This window comes from Parabacteroides caecihominis (genome assembly GCF_023656785.1).
Taxonomy (GTDB): domain Bacteria; phylum Bacteroidota; class Bacteroidia; order Bacteroidales; family Tannerellaceae; genus Parabacteroides; species Parabacteroides segnis.
Genome location: NZ_JAMOKS010000002.1, coordinates 38,320 through 55,849 on the forward strand (window position 1 = coordinate 38,320; position 17,530 = coordinate 55,849).

The following is a 17,530-nucleotide window of genomic DNA, read 5'->3' on the forward strand; positions in this document are numbered from 1 at the left end:
TTATAATATATATAATGTATATGAAAGCAATACAAATTCCCGCTCCCTCAGCATTGCAGGTGGTCGATATAGCGAAACCGGAAGCAAAGAGCGGTGAAGTTCTTCTGAAAATCAAGTTTGTCGGATTCTGCGGTTCCGACCTGAACACATTCCTGGGACGTAACCCGATGGTAAAACTCCCAGTCATTCCCGGACATGAAGTCGGAGCCGTAATCGAAGCTGTCGGCCCAGACGTCCCCGCCGGATTCGAATCGGGCATGAGCGTAACCGTCAACCCTTACACCAACTGCGGTACATGTGCCGCCTGCCGCAACAGACGGGTAAATGCCTGCGAACATAATGAAACGTTCGGCGTACAACGCAACGGCGCCATGGGCGAATACCTGTCGCTCCCCTGGCAGAAGGTCATTCCGGCAGCCGGCATTTCTCCCCGCGACTGTGCCCTGATTGAACCGATGAGCGTCGGTTTCCATGCCGTCTCCCGCGGACAGGTAACCGATATCGACACAGTCCTGGTAATCGGCTGCGGAATGATTGGCTGCGGAGCAATCGTACGTGCCGCCTTGCGGGGAGCTACCGTCATCGCGATGGACCTGGATGATGATAAGCTGGAACTGGCCAAACGCATCGGTGCCCGTTACACCATCAATTCACGCACGGAGAATGTGCATGAACGTTTGCTGGAAATGACGGATGAGCTGGGACCGGACGTAGTTGTCGAAGCCGTTGGAAGTCCAGCCACATATGTAACGGCAGTGAATGAAGTCGCATTCACCGGCCGGGTGGTATGCATCGGCTATGCCAAAAGCGAAGTGACTTTCCAGACCAAATACTTCGTGCAGAAAGAACTGGATATACGAGGTTCGCGCAATGCACTGCCAGAAGATTTCAGGGCCGTAGTCCGTTATCTCCAACAGGGCAGTTGTCCGCGTGAAGACTTAATTTCCAGAATAGTAACACCCGAAGAGGCGCTGACAGCCATGCAGGAATGGAGTGCCGACCCGGGGAAAGTATTTCGTATTCTTGTAGAGTTCTGAGATATCAAAAAATTCATTACCTTCGCAAGGTTTCTCTAACAATAATCATGAATCGAGATAAGTTACCATGAAAAAGCTAATCAATCTAATTGTATTTATTTTAATCGCCGGCCTGAACGGCTGGGCGCAGGAGGCTGCCGAAGTGATTCGGGTGGCTTGTGTAGGAAACAGTATTACTTTCGGATCTGGTATTGCGAACCGCGACCGTGACAGTTACCCGTCGGTTCTCGGGCAAATGCTCGGACGGGGTTATGAAGTCCGCAACTTCGGGTTCAGTGCCCGTACCATGCTGATGAAAGGCGATCATCCGTACATGAAAGAGCAGATGTTTCAGGATGCCTTAAAGTACAATCCGGACATCGTCGTTATCAAATTGGGAACAAACGATTCCAAATCGTTCAACTGGAAATACAAGGCAGACCTGCCCAAGGATATTCAGACAATGGTCAGCGCCTTCAAGGCGATATCGTCCAAGCCGAAAATCTACCTGTGTTATCCACCCAAAGCCTACCAGGTACAGTACAGTATTAACGACAGTATTATCGAACATGGCGTTATCCCTGTAATCGACCAGGTTGCGAAAAGAAACAAATTACCGGTCATCGATTTACATACGGCTCTAAGCGGTATGAAAGAGCATTTTCCTGACAACGTGCATCCCGACCCTGTCGGAGCACATAAGATTGCAGAAACAGTGTACAAGGCAATCACCGGACAGGAATCATCCCACCGGATGCAGGCCTTTCCCGGTTTCAAAAGCGAGTGGAACGGATGCGACCGTTACGACTTTCAGTTCAAAGGACGCGACGCAATCGTCGTTGTACCGAAACAGGCAGCCAAAGGGAACCCATGGATTTGGCGTCCCGCCTTCTTCAACGCTTTCCCCAGCGTAGATAAGGCCCTGCTGGAAAAAGGATTCCATGTTGCCTATTATGATGTGACACACTGTTACGGCAACCCGCGTGCCGTTGCATGGGGTACGGACTTCTATAACTACATGAAAGACTATTACGGACTTTCACCGAAAGTAACCCTGGAAGGATTCAGCCGTGGCGGACTGTATGCTTTGAACTGGGCTGCCAAAAATACAGACAAAATAGCCTGTATCTATATCGACGCTCCCGTCTGCAACGTATTCAGCTGGCCGGGAAGAAAAAATGCAGCATTATGGAACGACCTGTTGAAGGAATGGAACCTGACGGACGAAGACATGAATTCATTCAAAGGCAACCCGATTGACAACCTGGAACCATTAGCTAAAGCTGGTATCCCTATCATCAGCGTTTGCGGAGATGCAGACAAGGTGGTTCCTTTCAAAGACAATATGGACGTAGTCCGTTCCCGTTACCTGGCACTGGGCGGACCGGTTGAAGTGATTATCAAACCGGGTGTGGACCACCATCCGCACAGCCTCGAAAACCCGGAACCTGTCGTGGACTTTATCCTCCGCCATCAGCCGGAATATGAAAAGTACCTGCATTACAATGTGCGCGGCAGCCTGCAAAACTCATTCGTCAAGTTTGAGAAAGAACGTAAAGGCCGCGTCGCCTTCTTGGGCGGTTCCATTACGGAGATGAACGGTTGGAAGAACAGGATTGAAAAGCAGTTGCAACAACGTTTCCCCTACACCACATTCGAGTTCGTGGAAGCCGGCATCGGTTCTACCGGTACGACACCGGGATCTTTCCGCCTGCAAAATGACGTGCTGTCGAAAGGAAAGATAGATTTGCTATTCGTTGAAGCAGCCGTAAACGACCATACAAACTATTTTACCCCACTGGAACAGGTGCGCGGCATGGAAGGCGAAGTACGTCATGCGTTACTGAGCAATCCTGAAATGGACATTATCATGTTGCATTTCATCTACGACCCGTTTATCCCGATGGTAGCGAAAAAGCAACAGCCGGACGTAGTCCTGAACCATGAACGGGTAGCCAACCATTACCTCATCCCGTCAGTCAACCTCGTGCAGGAAATAGGCGAACGGATGCAGGATGGCGAGTTCACCTGGGAACAGTTCGGTGGAACCCATCCGCTCCCGTTCGGACATACATTCTATGCCGCAGCCATCAACCACCTGTTCGACAGCATGTGGAAAGGAATAACTCCCGACAGCCCGGTGGTTGCCCATGAGATTCCGGAACAACCGCTCGACGAATACAGTTATTACAAAGGTGACTTCATCGACCTGAAAGAAGCGAAGCTGAATAGAGGCTGGAAATACGTTCCTTCCTGGCGGGCGGACAACAAATACGAAAAACGGAGAGGATTCGCAGACGTACCGATGCTCGAAGCAACCCGTCCCGGAGACAAACTGACACTCGACTTCACAGGAAAGGCAATCGGTATCTTCTGTACTCCCGGTCCGACAGCAGGCATCCTTGAATACAGTATCGACGGTGCCCCGTTCAAAAAGTTGGATACTTTCACTCAATGGAGCAAATATCTTTATATCCCCTGGGTATATATGTTTGAAACAGAATTAGATGACACAACCCATAAACTGGTACTTCGCATCTCGAAAGACAAGAATCCCGATTCACTCGGTACGGAATGCCAGATACGTAACTTCGTCGTAAATAGATAAAAGTAAAATGAAAGAATTAAATAAACAAAACGTTCCGGTCACCACCCGGCCGGAACGCATCATACAGTTTGGCGAGGGTAACTTCCTCCGGGCATTTGTAGACTGGATTATCTGGAATATGAATGCAAAAGCTGACTTCAACAGCAATGTCGTAGTCGTCCAGCCTATTGAAAAAGGAATGGTCGATATGTTGAACAAGCAGGACAACCTGTATCATGTCAACCTTCAGGGATTGGATAAAGGCGAAACCGTCAACAGTCTCGAACTGATCGACGTGATCAGCCGTTCACTGAATCCCTACACGGATTTCGAGGCATTCATCCGGCTGGCGGAACAACCGGAAATGCGTTTTGTCATCTCCAATACGACCGAAGCCGGAATCACTTTCGACCCGGTCTGCCGGTTGGAGGATGCTCCGGCAGCTTCCTATCCCGGCAAACTAACTCAATTATTATACCACCGCTTCAAAACGTTCAACGGAGATAAAAGCAAAGGCTTGATCATCTTTCCCTGCGAACTCATCTTCCTGAACGGACACAAACTGAAGGAAACGATTTACCAGTATATCGACTTATGGCAACTGGGTGAAGAGTTCAGGAATTGGTTTGAAGAAGCCTGCGACGTTTATGCCACTTTAGTCGACCGCATCGTCCCCGGCTTCCCCCGCAAAGACATCGACGCGATCAAAGAGAAACTGCAATACAACGATAACCTGGTGGTGCAGGCTGAGATATTCCATCTATGGGTTATCGAAGCGCCACAGGAGATTGCCAACGAATTTCCTGCCGACAAAGCGGGGCTGAATGTCCTGTTTGTCCCATCCGAAGCGCCGTATCATGAAAGGAAAGTGACGCTGCTGAACGGCCCGCACACTGTCCTGTCACCGGTTGCCTTCCTTTCAGGAATCGACATTGTGCGGGAAGCCTGTCAGGATGAAGTCATCGGAAAATACATCCGTAAGGTAATGTTCGAGGAACTAATGGAAACACTGAACCTACCTAAAGCGGAACTGGAAAAGTTCGCCAACGATGTATTGGAACGTTTCAACAACCCGTTTGTCGACCATCAGGTTACTTCCATCATGCTGAACTCTTTCCCAAAATTCCAGACACGCGACCTGCCGGGATTGAAAGAATATCTGAAACGGAAAGGAAAACTTCCGGAAGGGCTCGTCCTGGGACTGGCAGCCATTTTAACCTACTACAAAGGTGGCTACCGGACAGACGGAACTGCAATCGTTCCGAATGACGCCCCCAAAAACATCTCCCTGATGAAAACCCTCTGGGCGACAGGTTCCACGCGGGAAGTTGCCGGTAAAATCCTGGCAGCAGAAGAGATTTGGGGAGAAGACCTGAACGGAATACCCGGCCTGGCCGATAAAATAGTCTACTACCTGGATGCCATTCAGGAAAAAGGAATGCGCGAAGTCGTAAAAGAGATTCTCTGATGAAAAAACAGATCCAAATAAACCCTGCCGATAATGTGGTCGTAGCCGTCGATACGCTATCGGCAGGAGATAATATAACTGTCGGAACCACCACTGTCACTGTCCGCGAAGAAATTCCGGCCGGTCACAAAGTGGCGCTGCAAGACTTTAAAACAGGCGAGTCCATCATCAAATATGGTTTCCCTATCGGACATGCCCGGAAGGATATACCCACAGGCTCCCTGGTAAACGAGAAAAATATCAAAACAAATCTGGAAGGTTTGCAGGACTATACCTGGCAACCGCAGGACACGACTTTGGACATTCCCGACAAAGGTCTGACCTTTAACGGCTACCGCCGCAGGAACGGCGATGTGGGAATCCGTAACGAGATATGGATTATCCCTACGGTAGGCTGTGTGAATGGCATCGTAAACCAACTGGCAGAAACGCTCCGGCAGGAAACTTCAGGAAAAGACGTCGATGCCATCGTCGCCTTCCCCCATAATTACGGTTGTTCACAATTAGGCAACGACCACGAAAATACCCGTAAGATATTACGTGACATGGTGAAGCATCCGAATGCCGGCGCCGTGTTAATCGTCGGACTGGGGTGTGAAAACAATCAGCCGGATGCTTTCCGCGAATTTCTCGGAGAATACGATACCGAACGTATCCGTTTCATGGTTTGCCAACAGGTAAAGGATGAACACGAAGAAGGAATGAATATCCTGCGGGAATTATACACAATCGCCTCGGCCGATAAACGGACAGCCATTCCCATGAGCGAACTGCGCGTCGGACTGAAATGCGGTGGTTCGGACGGTTTCTCCGGCATCACGGCCAATCCGTTGCTAGGTGTCTTCTCCGACTTCCTGGTTGCACAGGGAGGAACAACCGTCCTGACGGAAGTCCCCGAAATGTTCGGTGCGGAAACATTGTTGATGAACCGTTGCGCGACAGAAGAGTTATTCAACAAAACCGTCCGTCTGATTAACGATTTCAAAGCCTACTTCCTGGAGAACAAGCAGCCGGTCTATGAGAATCCCTCGCCGGGAAATAAAGCCGGAGGAATCTCCACACTGGAAGAAAAGTCATTGGGATGCACGCAAAAGTCCGGTAAATCCGGAGTAAAAGATGTCCTCATGTACGGAGACCGGCTAACCACCCGCGGACTGAACCTGTTAAGCGCCCCGGGCAATGACCTGGTAGCCAGCACAGCTCTGGCGGCTTCCGGTTGCCATATGGTACTCTTCACCACCGGACGCGGAACACCTTTCGGCACGTTTATCCCCACTGTCAAGATATCGACAAACACCGCTCTATCGGAAAACAAACCCGGCTGGATTGACTTTAATGCCGGAACGTTGGTGGAAGGTGAATCGATGGAAACCCTCAGCGAGCAGTTTATCCGATTCATATTGGAGGTCGCCGGAGGCCGTTTCGTAAACAACGAAAAGAAAGGATACCGGGAAATTGCCATCTTCAAATCCGGAGTCACTCTCTAAGCGGCTAGCATATAAAAAGTGTTTCACCCTAATGAAACAAATGTTTCTTCATATAGAAACTACTGTTTCATTAGGGTGAAACACTTTTAACACTGTATGTTAACGTTTTTAGTTGTGTATGTTAACGTTTTTAGTTGACTACTTTCAGTCTTATATATAAAAGAAATACATTTTCTCCATCAACTTTGTTATAAAAACCTCTTTTCTCCGACTATATAATAAAGTTCAAACAAATGAAGTCAAACCAGAAAGAATTTCTAAAGATATTGTCTGCTTACCAAGGAATTATCCATAAGGTGAATCAGATATATTTTAAGTCGAAAATAGACAAAGAGGATAATTTCCAGGAAGTCGTCTATCAGCTTTGGCGTTCTTTCCCATCGTTACAAAACAAAGAGAAACCGGCTTCATGGATTTATGCAGTAGCTATAAACACTTCTATTTCAAAGATCAGACAGGATAGCCGGATCGAGTTTTGCGATGCTTCTGATTCTGCGCTCGATATGGAGATGGCCACTCCCAATGAGCAACAAGAACAGAACGAGAACTACCAAAGGCTTATAAACGCTCTGTATAAACTGAATGAAATAGATAAATCGATCATGTTGCTTTACATGGAAGATTATAGTTATGAGGAAATAGCTGAAATAGTCGGAATGAGCAGTTCCAACATCGGAATGAAAATTCACAGGCTAAAGAACCGATTACAAAAACAATTAAAGAAGTAAGCCCTATGGAAACAAATGACATTAAAGATATTTGGAAAACAGAAGCAGTAAAGGATATGAAACCATATTCCGAGGAAGAGCTAAGCGAAATGGTGGTTAAATCTGTAAGAAAATCAATCAAGGCAATATATCCCGGAACTATTTTTCGGCTCATTATCATTGCTGTAATTGTGTTTCTTATCATAACATTGTTTTTGAGAGAACAAAGTATAGGAAAGATGTTTATTGATATGATTGCATTTGTTATAACCTCTGTTTCTTATTTCTTTTGGGAACGATCAGCTTACAAAATGAGGAAACATACGAATGGTAAGCCTGTAAAAGCATGGTTGGAGTATAGAATAAAAGAAATTGAAAAAGATATAAAGTTTAGTACCAAATACAATTGGGTTATATACTGTTGCTCTTTTCTATGTGCCATAGGCTTTTATGTCTCATATCAAATAGTGGCAAATGTAACTCCACACATATTGACCGTCATCGTTATTCCGCTCGGAATCATTATTTATCTATTGATAATAGGACGTTCCCTAAACCGAAATTATCAAAAAACTCTTCATGAACTAAAAGATCTCTATAAACAATTGGAAGATTCAAACAAATAAAATATACGTATGAAACAAGTTATTATCAGCCTATTCCTATTTTTGCTAAGCAGCAGCACTTTTGCATTTATTCCGGAAATCAAGACAATCCCGTTAAATGACGGAGAAATAATTGAAGCTCGACTCTGCCTGCCAGAGAATGAAGTAAAAACAATTATATTTTGTATTTCTGGTACGGGACCTACTACTTATCTGACCAAAAGACCAACATTCAATTTTTTCGATGAGCTTGCAAATGGCTTTTGCAATGAAGGAATGGCGTTTTTTACTTATAACCGTCGAGGGTGTAAAACTGGCGAAATATCACCTTTATTTGTAGAAGTAGATTCTGCCCAATATGCGAAATATACGCCTGTTCAGGAAGCAGAAGATATAGAAGCTATGATTTCTTTTCTCCAAAAAGACCAACGCTTTACAGCATGCAAAATTATCCTTTATGGAATGAGTGAGGGTACTATTATTGCATCGCTCGTTGCAGAACGAAAAGTCGTGCATATAGACGCTCTGTTACTACATGGATATGCCCATGAAAATATGTATGATATCATCTTATGGCAAAATAAAGGACATGGGGTAATGACAATGGCAAACTCCGTTTTCGACAAAGATGGAGATAAAGCTATCAGTAAAGAAGAATATGAAGCAGAGGAGGAAACGGTTATCCGGCATAAAACCTATATATTCCAAAATATGCCATTTGATTCACTGGATATAGTAAAAAACGGTGTCATTGATATACATGACATTGAAAAAATGCGCATGCCGTTCCATGGAGAATTAATAAAAAGAGTAACCAACAATGATTGGCTGTGGATTAGAAGTAATTACTTTAATATAACTCCCCAATGGTTTAAAAGCCATTTTAAACTTGAACCGAACAAAACAAGATTGTTACGACTAAATATACCTATACATATTTTTCATGGTAAGGAAGATGCAAATGTGCCGGTAGAAGGTGTTTATGACTTACAGGAACGATTCGAAGTTTGTAATAAAACAAACCTGAACATACATGTTTTAGAAAAACACAATCACGATTTGAACTTTCAAGATTGGTTGATTCATAAAAAATGGTCCGAAGGATTTAGCCTACTATTTAGTGTGGCAAAAGAAATCTAGACTTTATATCTCAACCAGACAGAGCTTCCTTCCAGCGGCATAACTTCCAATAACTTAAAACCTTTAGCCAGGTCGGTCGTAAGATTATCTTTTGTCATAAACAAAGTTTGGGTTTCCCTTGAGCCGTCGGCAGCCGGAGCGATAACGATGCTTAACTCATCGCAAAAGCCAGCTTGAATAAAAGACCAGTTGAGTACGCCACCACCGCCAAGCATAAGCATTTCTATATTAAACAACTCTCTTAGTTTGCTCAACAAGATTTCATAATCCAACTTATCTTCACCGGCAATGATATAAGAAATGCCGAGCTTGCGCAAAAAGGCTTTATACGCATTACTTGTCTGTGATGTCAGGACTTCAATCACTTCTGCGACAGTATCTTCATAGGTCAGCATATGCGATTTCCAACCAAGTCTTCCGGACAGGTCGATGGAGACATAGTACATATCGCTTTTCCTTGCGACAAAGTCACCTTCGGGAACAATCGGTGCATCTTCATCAAGCAAAGGCTTTTCATAGAACGTAAAATTATCGTCTGTAGTAACTCGCCCGGACAACCATCCCTGATGTTTGTAATAAGGTTGTTTACCAAAAGCTATGTTATAAAACTCTCGGGCAGCTTGTTCTCCTTCGGGAATTTCCATATAATTCCCCATAATTTTCCCATCAAGGGATGTCAGCATGTGACAAAAAATATAAGGTCTATCCATATCTGATTTTATAATGTATCTAAGAAATTATTATTTTAAAATGAAACGTTTTTTATTCTTAAAGCCAACCTGCAAGTGATACACCACTAAGTGAAACATTTGCCAGGTCCTTATTGAAAAGAGAACAACTCTTTCAATGCTACACCTATAAAGAAATAGGTAGCCCCCCAAACAACATAGATCAGGAAATAGGCAATAATAATGCCTGCCAGGTTCCCGTCAACAACATCTTTTCTTTCCATCTTTGTCTTTTTTACTTGAGTTACGTTACGGTATAGTGTGTGCAAATTCAATGATATCAGATCATTGTCTCTTTAAGGCCCCTCTTTAATCGGTCCAGACCGTCTATCAGCACCTGACGGGGGCAAGCTATATTCAGACGGATAAAACCTTCACCCGCCTCACCGTACATGCTTCCTTCATTTACCCAAAGCTTTTCTTCTTTCAGAAGTATTTCCACTATCTCCTTCGAGCGCCGTTTCAGTATCGAGCAATCCACCCATACCAAATATGTGCCTTCCAGTATCACCACAGGGAATTCCGGGAGGTACTCATTGAAGTAGGCTTTCAGATAATTGTAATTCATCGCCAGATAATGTTTTAATTCTTCCAGCCATTCCTCCCCGTCGTTGTAAGCGGCCATCAGTGCTTCCACTCCGAACGGATTCACATCACAAACTTCGTTGATATTGATGGCTTTGTTTATTTTCATGCACATATATTCATCTGCCGAGATAATATTGGCGATCTGCAGTCCTGCCAGATTGAACGCCTTGCTTGGAGATGTGCATGTGACAGAATGCATCAGGAATTCTTTCGAGATAGAAGCGAAAGGAGTATAGGTATGTCCCGGATAAACCAGCTCGCAATGAATCTCATCTGCTATAACAATCACATCGTTGCGGAGACAGATCTCACCGATACGTGTCAGTTCCTGCCGGGTCCAGACTTTGCCTACCGGATTATGGGGGTTGCAAAGAAGTAACAGCTTTACTTTCGGATCAGAAGCTTTTTGCTCCAATCCGGCGAAATCAATCTGGTACGTTTCGTTTATATAAAGAAGGGGATTCTCCATTACTTCGCAACCGTTATTGCGGATGGAAGAAAAGAAACAATTATAAACCGGCGTCTGCACCAGGATACAGTCTCCCGGAACGGTGAGTGCTTTGATAACGGCTGACAATGCCGGTACGACGCCCGAAGTATAAATAATCCAGTCTTTTTCAATCTGCCAGCCGTGCCGCCGGGCAAACCAATCCGTTATTGCCTCATAATAAGCCGGAGGCACTTTTGTGTAACCGAAGATACCGTGTTCCACCCGTTTGCGCAGAGCCTCCACCACAGCGGGAGCCGTACGGAAATCCATATCGGCAACCCACATCGGCAGAACATCATCGTCGTGTGCCGTATCCCATTTGTAGGAGTTGGTAGCACGCCGGGGAGTTATTTTATCGAAAACATATTTCATGCGCTGAAGCAAGTTCTGTTGTCCCATAATTTCAGTTCGCAGTCGGCAGGAGCTTTGATATTTCTATCGATAATGATCTCACCGTAACTCTCTGCCAGAATAATACCGGCACGCGGATTCTTCACGCTATGAACAGGACTGTTGATAGTGGCATCCACACTGCTATATTCAAAACACAGGTCGGCATCATCACCCATTATGCAATCCTCCATAATGAGATTATGGGCATAACAGAGCGGTTGTGTGCCTGAAATCTTACAATTCACCAGCCGAAGATTGCGTGAATGCCAGCCTAGATACTCTCCATTCAGTTCTGAATCGTATACCGTTACATTTTCCGTGTTCCAGAATGCATCTTTCGAGTTGATAACAGCGTTGCGGATTTCCACATTTTTGCAGTACTGGAAAGAATAATTCCCATTCTGACTATAGTTCTCAATACGGATATCCTCACTGTGCATGAATAGATAATCGGCCTTGTCTATCTGTACATTTTTCAGTGCCACGTTGCGGCAATGCCATAGGGTTTCTAGGGCATTGGGAAGTTGTACATTTTCCAACCTGATTCCGTCCATTTCACGGAACATCTTCGGGGCCTCTACTACCGTATCCGTCATTTGGAGATTTTGGGAATACCACAGGGCAGCTCGTGCTCCCTCCGTAAAAAGACAGTTCTTTACAATAAAGCCATTAGTATGCCAGAAAGGATATTTACCTTCAAACCGGCAGTTCACGGCAATGATATTACTGCATTCTTTCAGTGCGGACTCGCCTGTATGAATGGTTACATTTTCCAGTTGCAAGTCGTGTGCAGCGAATAGAGGACGTTCGCCTCCGAATTCTTTGTTTTTAATTATTTCCATGATATTTAATTGTTTCGTTATTCATTTTATAATTCCAATCCCATTCTATAGGCATTGTCAAGATGTTCTTTACTTATCTCACGTGCTAATTTTTCACATCCGGTACAACCACCGGCGCAATATATTCCCTTCTTGTTTCCTCCCATCACCTGGCTAATGATGTGGAAATAGCGTAGAGGCTCATCAAAAGTGGTGGGTGTGTCATCACCGGCAGTCATGAGTAGGACGGTATCCTTCGAGGGATATTTGTCATCGACAGAGATGGCATAAAGCCTTTCAATGAAAGCCTTCAGACGTGATGTGATCGTCCAAAAATAAAGGGGAGATGCCATGACTACGGTGTCACATTCAGCAAAGAGAGGATAAATATCCTGCATTCCATCCTGCACCACACAACGATGGGCGGCTTTACGCTGGCAAACTCCACATCCCCTGTAACCTTCCAGTCGCATGCTCCCAAGATACACTTTTGTAATGGTGTGATCCCGTTCCACCAGCCCTTTGATATAAGCGTCCGTTAGACGATCCGTGTTGCCAAATCTTGTTCCCGCACTCATTAAAACAAGTACATTTTTACCATTTCCCCGGTGGATTTTTTCTACAGCAAGAGGGAGCGGACTATCTGCCGATTCTTTATCATTCAGAAACCGATGGATAGCTGCACCGCCCAATGACAGGCTTCCCGTCGTTATTAATGTATTCCTTATAAATTTTCGTCTCTCCATCTCTTTTCATTATCATAAATCATTCATAGACAAACCTGCAATTCTACTTCAGATATTCCTTATAAAACTGTTCGATCCTGTCAAAAGGAATGATGTCTATCTTGTCATAAAGGTCGGTATGGACTGCCCCGGGGACGATAAGCAAATGCTTGTTGTCGCCTTTCAGCTTTTTGAAAGCATCCTCACCCATATAGCGCGAATGTGCTTTCTCACCGTGAATGACCATTACAGCGCTGCGTATCTCATCACTATAAGCAAGGATGGGGGCATTAAGGAATGCCAAAGTCGATGTCATATTCCAGCCAAGACCCGAGTTGATGGAGCGGGGATGATAACCGCGTTCTGTTTTATAATAATCATAATAGTCTTTCATAAACTGCGGCGCATCATCGGCGGGTTGGGGGTTCATGACATTGCGCTGATAGGTGCCGTTTCTGGCATCGACGGTGCGCTGGGCATTCAGTTGCTCACGCATCTTGTATCGCTCATCGGCGGTCATCTTATCATTATAACCGTTGGCGGTGCATCGGCCGATGTCATACATCGTAGATGCTATGGTAGCCTTTATGCGTGTATCGTTGGCAGCTGCATTGATGGCAAAGCCGCCCCAACCGCAAATGCCAAGTATACCGATACGTTCGGCATCCACATCATTATGTGTTACAAGATAGTCCACTGCGGCACTGAAATCTTCCGTGTTGAGGTCGGGTGAGGCTATGTTGCGAGGCTGCCCTCCGCTTTCACCGGTAAACGAAGGATCAAAAGCAATGGTCAGGAAACCGCGTTCGGCAAGCGCCTGTGCATAAAGTCCTGACGACTGCTCTTTCACAGCACCGAATGGACCGCTTACGGCAATGGCTGCAAGTTTGCCCCCGACATTCCTGGGAACATACATATCTGCGGCAAGCGTGATACCATAACGGTTGCGGAAGGTTACCTTACTATGCAACACTTTGTCGCTTTGCGGGAATGTCTTGTCCCACTCCTGTGTCAATCCCAACTTTTCCATATTTACTTCTGTTGTTTTACTTGTTTGTGCAACGGTTGTTGTACCTATGACTAACAGTCCGATTGCAATAATTGTCTTTATACTCATAATATACTTTGTTTTCAGATGTTTCATTAAAATCGTTTTGAAGATGTTGCTTTCATCCTGTCATTCTTAATTTATTCTTTATCCTGTATTTCAAAAGTTATGCTTACATTACCTGTTCCGACAGCCTCTGATAATCCGGATGGGGTATCCACTTTACCTATTCGTGTATAGCTGTACGAGCTTGAAAAGGTTTCATAGAACAGCACCACACAACTTGAGCCGTAGAGCATCAGGTCGCCGGTATGAATAGTTCCCGGACTGGAAGAAGCCGTGGGCAGGCTGCCCGGCAGGTAGTAGTATTTTTCATTGCCGTTCATTTCGGACATATCTATTGTCATTGGGAGCAATGCCTTGAAAGCCGTAGCTGTTGCATTGTTTTCCAGCGTCACATTGAAGGATACTTCTCCGATTGATATTTTAAAATTGTTGTTCATAGGATTGTCTGTATTACCATTATTATCATCCGGTTCATTTGGAGTTTCCGGTTGCTTTGTTTCTCCGATGGGGTCATCCGGACTGCACGATGTCAGGTTTACTGATAAGGAGAATGCCATAAAGGCAACCATCAAATAGTATTTCATCTCACCTTATATTTTAGGGTTCAATACTTGTAAGTTCAAACCTTACATTTTGTATAGTTCCGGAAACATTTAAAGCATTAATCCCGTTTTCGATACGCCCGATGGGAATCAATGAACCGGAAGACGTTCCGTTCCTGTAATAGATGGCTATGTTTCCCCAGGGAGCAAACAATGCGATATCTCCGGCCTGAGGATTCATGCCAGCAGGGGAATTATAGGTTGTCAGTTCGGGGGAAGGCGTAAACACTTTTTCCATCCCTCCATAATCGTTCAAATCAACTGTCAGAGGAAGACGTGATATGAAATCCCTGCTCGTCGGGTTATCATACAGAGTAGCAGTGATAGTTTGTGAGCCTATCACGATTGCCAATCGATGGGTAGCATCTATTACTGGTTCCGTTGCATTCACATCATCCTTTCCACAAGATACCAGACTGAAAATAGTGATCAGTACACATAATGCCATCAAACGTCTCATTCTTTTTTGTTTTAGGGGTTATCAAACTATGTTGTTTCTACACTGCAAAATTACGGGAAGAAAAAGACTTCTTTTGTAGATGAATTACAGACTTCATTACCTCAATTACAGATATTACCATTCCCTTCACCTACAGGAGAAAAGCCATCACCGGAACATTATTATAGAAACCTATCAGCAACAACATCGCCATCCGCCGATAAAAGATAGAAAAGCCGTTGACATGTTTTCGCATCGCATTTGAAATAATAATAGAGAAACCGATGCCGAACAACAGCGAAAATAATGTATAGAGATACAACTTACAGTTTAACCTGCCTATGGGACTGTTTTGCCCGGACTCTCAATGCGACGAACACGACACTTGCCACAAGGAACAGCAGAGAACCAAAGACGGAATAGCGTGTGCCTGAATAGGTAATGAACAGACCACAAACGGCTGCACCTATCGTCGTGCCCAGATTAGCGGACAAAAGATACAGTCCATTTGCAAAATCTGGAGCTTCGGGAGCTGCATCGGTTATCATATATTGCATGGTATTCTGGGCATATCCGGCAAGTACGCCAAGCAGTAGGATGATAACTACCATAGCCGTTATCCATTCTCCCCAAAAGTAGAGGCATACATAAGAAGCGAACAGTACAAACGGAATAAGCACCATGCTCCGTACAAGATTCATGGCTAGCTGCTTTCCGGCTATGACATTTCCTGCAATATTGGCAAGGCCGTATATCAGTAACATACTGCTGATTACGTTGTAGGAAACTTCTGTAACCGTCTTTAGATAATCCGACATATAGCTAAAGAACCCGAACAGAGCTCCGTTAATCAGCATGACGGCAATAACGGAATACCACATAATCTTTTTCTTCAACACACCCAACTGTTCGCCATAGGATAACTTTTCCTTGACCGGCATAGAAGGCACGAAAAGAATAGTTGCGATGAATACCAACGCATTGACCATCGTAAAAAACGCCATTCCCATCGTGAAAGAAACTTCACTTGCAATATAGCTTGTCACAGGTACTCCCAGCACCATTCCAGCAGAGACACCTATGAAGACCTTAGCAACAGCCTTCGGCGCTTTTTCTTTGCTAACAGATGCAGCCGCAACGGTGAAAGCCATAGAGACATAGACGGGATGCAGAAAAGCCGGAAGTACCCGGGCTATCAGCAGCACCGTAAAGTTGGAGGTGAGCATTGAAATGATATTGCTCAATGTGAAGACTCCCAATGCCAACAACATCACTTTTTTCCGGTTTACACCTGAAAAAAGCAAAGGGGTGACAGGGGCGGACAAAGCCACCACCAACGCAAATATACTAACCGTCCAACCGGCTTCAGGGACAGTTACATGAAAAGTTTCGGCAATCAAGGGCAATATGCCTATTACGCCCATCTCGGTATTGATGATTCCGAATACACCCACTGTCAGGATAAAGACGAGCAATGCGCCCGAATTGGGTTTGAGTTTACTTGTTTCTTTCATTATCTATATTATCCTTTTGTTTCATATTGCAAAGTTACAGGCTTAAAATCAATCACTCTGTAGATAGATTACAGACATCATAACCCCAATTACAGATAGTATAACCCCAATTACAGATTTCAAGTACTTCGCAAAATCCATATCCTTTTTATTCGTATTTTTGCTGTAGTTCAAATATTTACGCTTATGGATCAGATACTAAAATTAGATAATGTAGACCAGTACAATAGTTTGTACGGCCTTGAAACATTACATCCCCTGGTTAGTGTTGTCAACCTTACCAAAGCAACCAATATGGTTAATCATATCCAGATGAATTACGGACTTTATGCGCTTTTCCTGAAACAGACCAAAAGTTGTAATATCAAATACGGACGTACCTCGTATGATTATGAAGAAGGAACTATCGTTTGTTTTGCTCCCGGCCAAACAGCCGGTGTTGACACGATAGAGGACGAAATCGCCCCGCAAGTTTATGGCATCGTCTTTCATCCTGACCTGATTCATGGGACTGCCCTGGGGAAAAGCATTAAAAATTATACTTTCTTTTCCTATGCCGTAAATGAGGCATTGCATCTTTCGGAACAGGAAAGAGGAATAGTAATGGATTGTCTGGAAAAAATCAGTATCGAGCTGGAGCACGCCATAGACAAACACAGTAAGCCCCTGATTGCGATGAATATAGAATTGCTTCTTAACTATTGCATGCGTTTTTATGAACGTCAGTTCATTAGCCGGAGTAATGCGAACAGGGATGCTCTGACTAAATTCGAGCAACTATTAGGTGACTATTTCCAAAGCAAGTTACCGATGCACGACGGGTTGCCTTCCGTTAAATACTTTGCAGACAAGATATGTCTTTCATCCAACTATTTCGGGGATATGGTTAAGAAAGAAACAGGAAAGACACCGCAAGAGTGCATCCAGGAGAAAGTAATTGAACTGGCAAAAGAACATATTGTCAATACGGATGAGACGGTGAGCGAGATTGCTTATACATTGGGATTCCAATATCCGCAACATCTCTGCCGGCTGTTCAAAAAACGTATCGGTTGCACACCTAATGAATACAGATTGCAACAAAGACAGGTTATCCGGTAACCGAT

17 protein-coding genes and 1 pseudogene are annotated in these 17,530 nt (G+C 44.6%); 8 read left to right on the forward strand and 10 right to left on the reverse strand.

The window, feature by feature from the left end:
• The first annotated feature begins 20 nt into the window (after positions 1-20).
• The 7 genes from NBH14_RS01320 to NBH14_RS01350 all read left to right on the forward strand — a co-directional run bounded on the left by NBH14_RS01320 (position 21) and on the right by NBH14_RS01350 (position 9,010).
• Positions 21-1,037, forward strand: coding sequence for a zinc-binding alcohol dehydrogenase family protein (locus NBH14_RS01320; protein ID WP_186961278.1), 1,017 nt, complete (start codon positions 21-23; stop codon positions 1,035-1,037).
• 67 nt (positions 1,038-1,104) lie between these two features.
• Positions 1,105-3,624: an alpha/beta fold hydrolase gene (locus tag NBH14_RS01325; RefSeq protein ID WP_186961277.1), complete on the forward strand. Its 2,520-nt coding sequence runs from the start codon at positions 1,105-1,107 to the stop codon at positions 3,622-3,624.
• A gap of 7 nt (positions 3,625-3,631) precedes the next feature.
• Positions 3,632-5,071, forward strand: a complete 1,440-nt coding sequence (locus NBH14_RS01330; protein WP_186961276.1) for a tagaturonate reductase — start codon at positions 3,632-3,634, stop codon at positions 5,069-5,071.
• On the forward strand, positions 5,071-6,558 hold the full coding sequence (locus tag NBH14_RS01335; RefSeq protein ID WP_436277990.1) for a UxaA family hydrolase: 1,488 nt from the start codon (positions 5,071-5,073) through the stop codon (positions 6,556-6,558). The genes NBH14_RS01330 and NBH14_RS01335 overlap by 1 nt, the downstream gene beginning before the upstream one ends.
• A gap of 233 nt (positions 6,559-6,791) precedes the next feature.
• Positions 6,792-7,286 (forward strand): RNA polymerase sigma factor, encoded by a 495-nt coding sequence (locus NBH14_RS01340; protein ID WP_128132787.1) that lies wholly within the window; start codon positions 6,792-6,794, stop codon positions 7,284-7,286.
• A gap of 5 nt (positions 7,287-7,291) precedes the next feature.
• Positions 7,292-7,891 carry a hypothetical protein gene (locus NBH14_RS01345; RefSeq protein ID WP_186961275.1) on the forward strand — a complete coding sequence of 200 codons (600 nt, stop codon included), beginning with the start codon at positions 7,292-7,294 and terminating at the stop codon, positions 7,889-7,891.
• Positions 7,892-7,900: 9 nt separating this feature from the next.
• The gene (locus tag NBH14_RS01350; protein ID WP_186961274.1) at positions 7,901-9,010 is read left to right on the forward strand and encodes an alpha/beta hydrolase family protein; all 1,110 of its coding nucleotides are present in this window, start codon (positions 7,901-7,903) and stop codon (positions 9,008-9,010) included.
• Here NBH14_RS01350 and NBH14_RS01355 read toward each other — a convergent pair.
• From NBH14_RS01355 to NBH14_RS01390, 10 genes and pseudogenes are all read right to left on the reverse strand, one after another.
• Positions 9,007-9,720 (reverse strand): dihydrofolate reductase family protein, encoded by a 714-nt coding sequence (locus tag NBH14_RS01355; RefSeq protein WP_186961273.1) that lies wholly within the window; start codon positions 9,718-9,720, stop codon positions 9,007-9,009. The two genes, NBH14_RS01350 and NBH14_RS01355, sit on opposite strands and share 4 nt — an antisense overlap.
• A gap of 110 nt (positions 9,721-9,830) precedes the next feature.
• Positions 9,831-9,962 (reverse strand): hypothetical protein, encoded by a 132-nt coding sequence (locus NBH14_RS28640; protein WP_255502363.1) that lies wholly within the window; start codon positions 9,960-9,962, stop codon positions 9,831-9,833.
• 56 nt (positions 9,963-10,018) lie between these two features.
• Entirely contained in the window at positions 10,019-11,188 is a 1,170-nt protein-coding gene (locus NBH14_RS01360; RefSeq protein ID WP_186961285.1) for a MalY/PatB family protein, read from the reverse strand.
• Positions 11,185-12,051, reverse strand: coding sequence for a DUF3737 family protein (locus NBH14_RS01365; RefSeq protein ID WP_128132784.1), 867 nt, complete (start codon positions 12,049-12,051; stop codon positions 11,185-11,187). The genes NBH14_RS01360 and NBH14_RS01365 overlap by 4 nt, the downstream gene beginning before the upstream one ends.
• A gap of 26 nt (positions 12,052-12,077) precedes the next feature.
• Entirely contained in the window at positions 12,078-12,776 is a 699-nt protein-coding gene (locus NBH14_RS01370) for a flavodoxin family protein (RefSeq protein WP_186961272.1), read from the reverse strand.
• A 43-nt stretch (positions 12,777-12,819) separates the two neighbouring features.
• The gene (locus NBH14_RS01375; protein ID WP_250817110.1) at positions 12,820-13,785 is read right to left on the reverse strand and encodes an alpha/beta hydrolase; all 966 of its coding nucleotides are present in this window, start codon (positions 13,783-13,785) and stop codon (positions 12,820-12,822) included.
• Between the two features lie 158 nt (positions 13,786-13,943).
• Entirely contained in the window at positions 13,944-14,453 is a 510-nt protein-coding gene (locus NBH14_RS01380; protein WP_186961270.1) for a cyclophilin-like fold protein, read from the reverse strand.
• 13 nt (positions 14,454-14,466) lie between these two features.
• Positions 14,467-14,931 carry a cyclophilin-like fold protein gene (locus NBH14_RS01385; protein WP_186961269.1) on the reverse strand — a complete coding sequence of 155 codons (465 nt, stop codon included), beginning with the start codon at positions 14,929-14,931 and terminating at the stop codon, positions 14,467-14,469.
• Positions 14,932-15,097: 166 nt separating this feature from the next.
• Positions 15,098-15,223 (reverse strand): annotated as a pseudogene (locus NBH14_RS28900) (DUF418 domain-containing protein); the annotation flags it as partial.
• 10 nt (positions 15,224-15,233) lie between these two features.
• A complete protein-coding gene (locus NBH14_RS01390) occupies positions 15,234-16,424 on the reverse strand; it encodes an MFS transporter (RefSeq protein ID WP_186961268.1) in 1,191 nt (396 codons plus the stop codon).
• Positions 16,425-16,610: 186 nt separating this feature from the next.
• On the opposite strand from NBH14_RS01390, the gene NBH14_RS01395 reads away from it, so the two are divergent.
• Positions 16,611-17,525 (forward strand): helix-turn-helix domain-containing protein, encoded by a 915-nt coding sequence (locus NBH14_RS01395; protein WP_186961267.1) that lies wholly within the window; start codon positions 16,611-16,613, stop codon positions 17,523-17,525.
• Positions 17,526-17,530 lie beyond the last annotated feature (5 nt).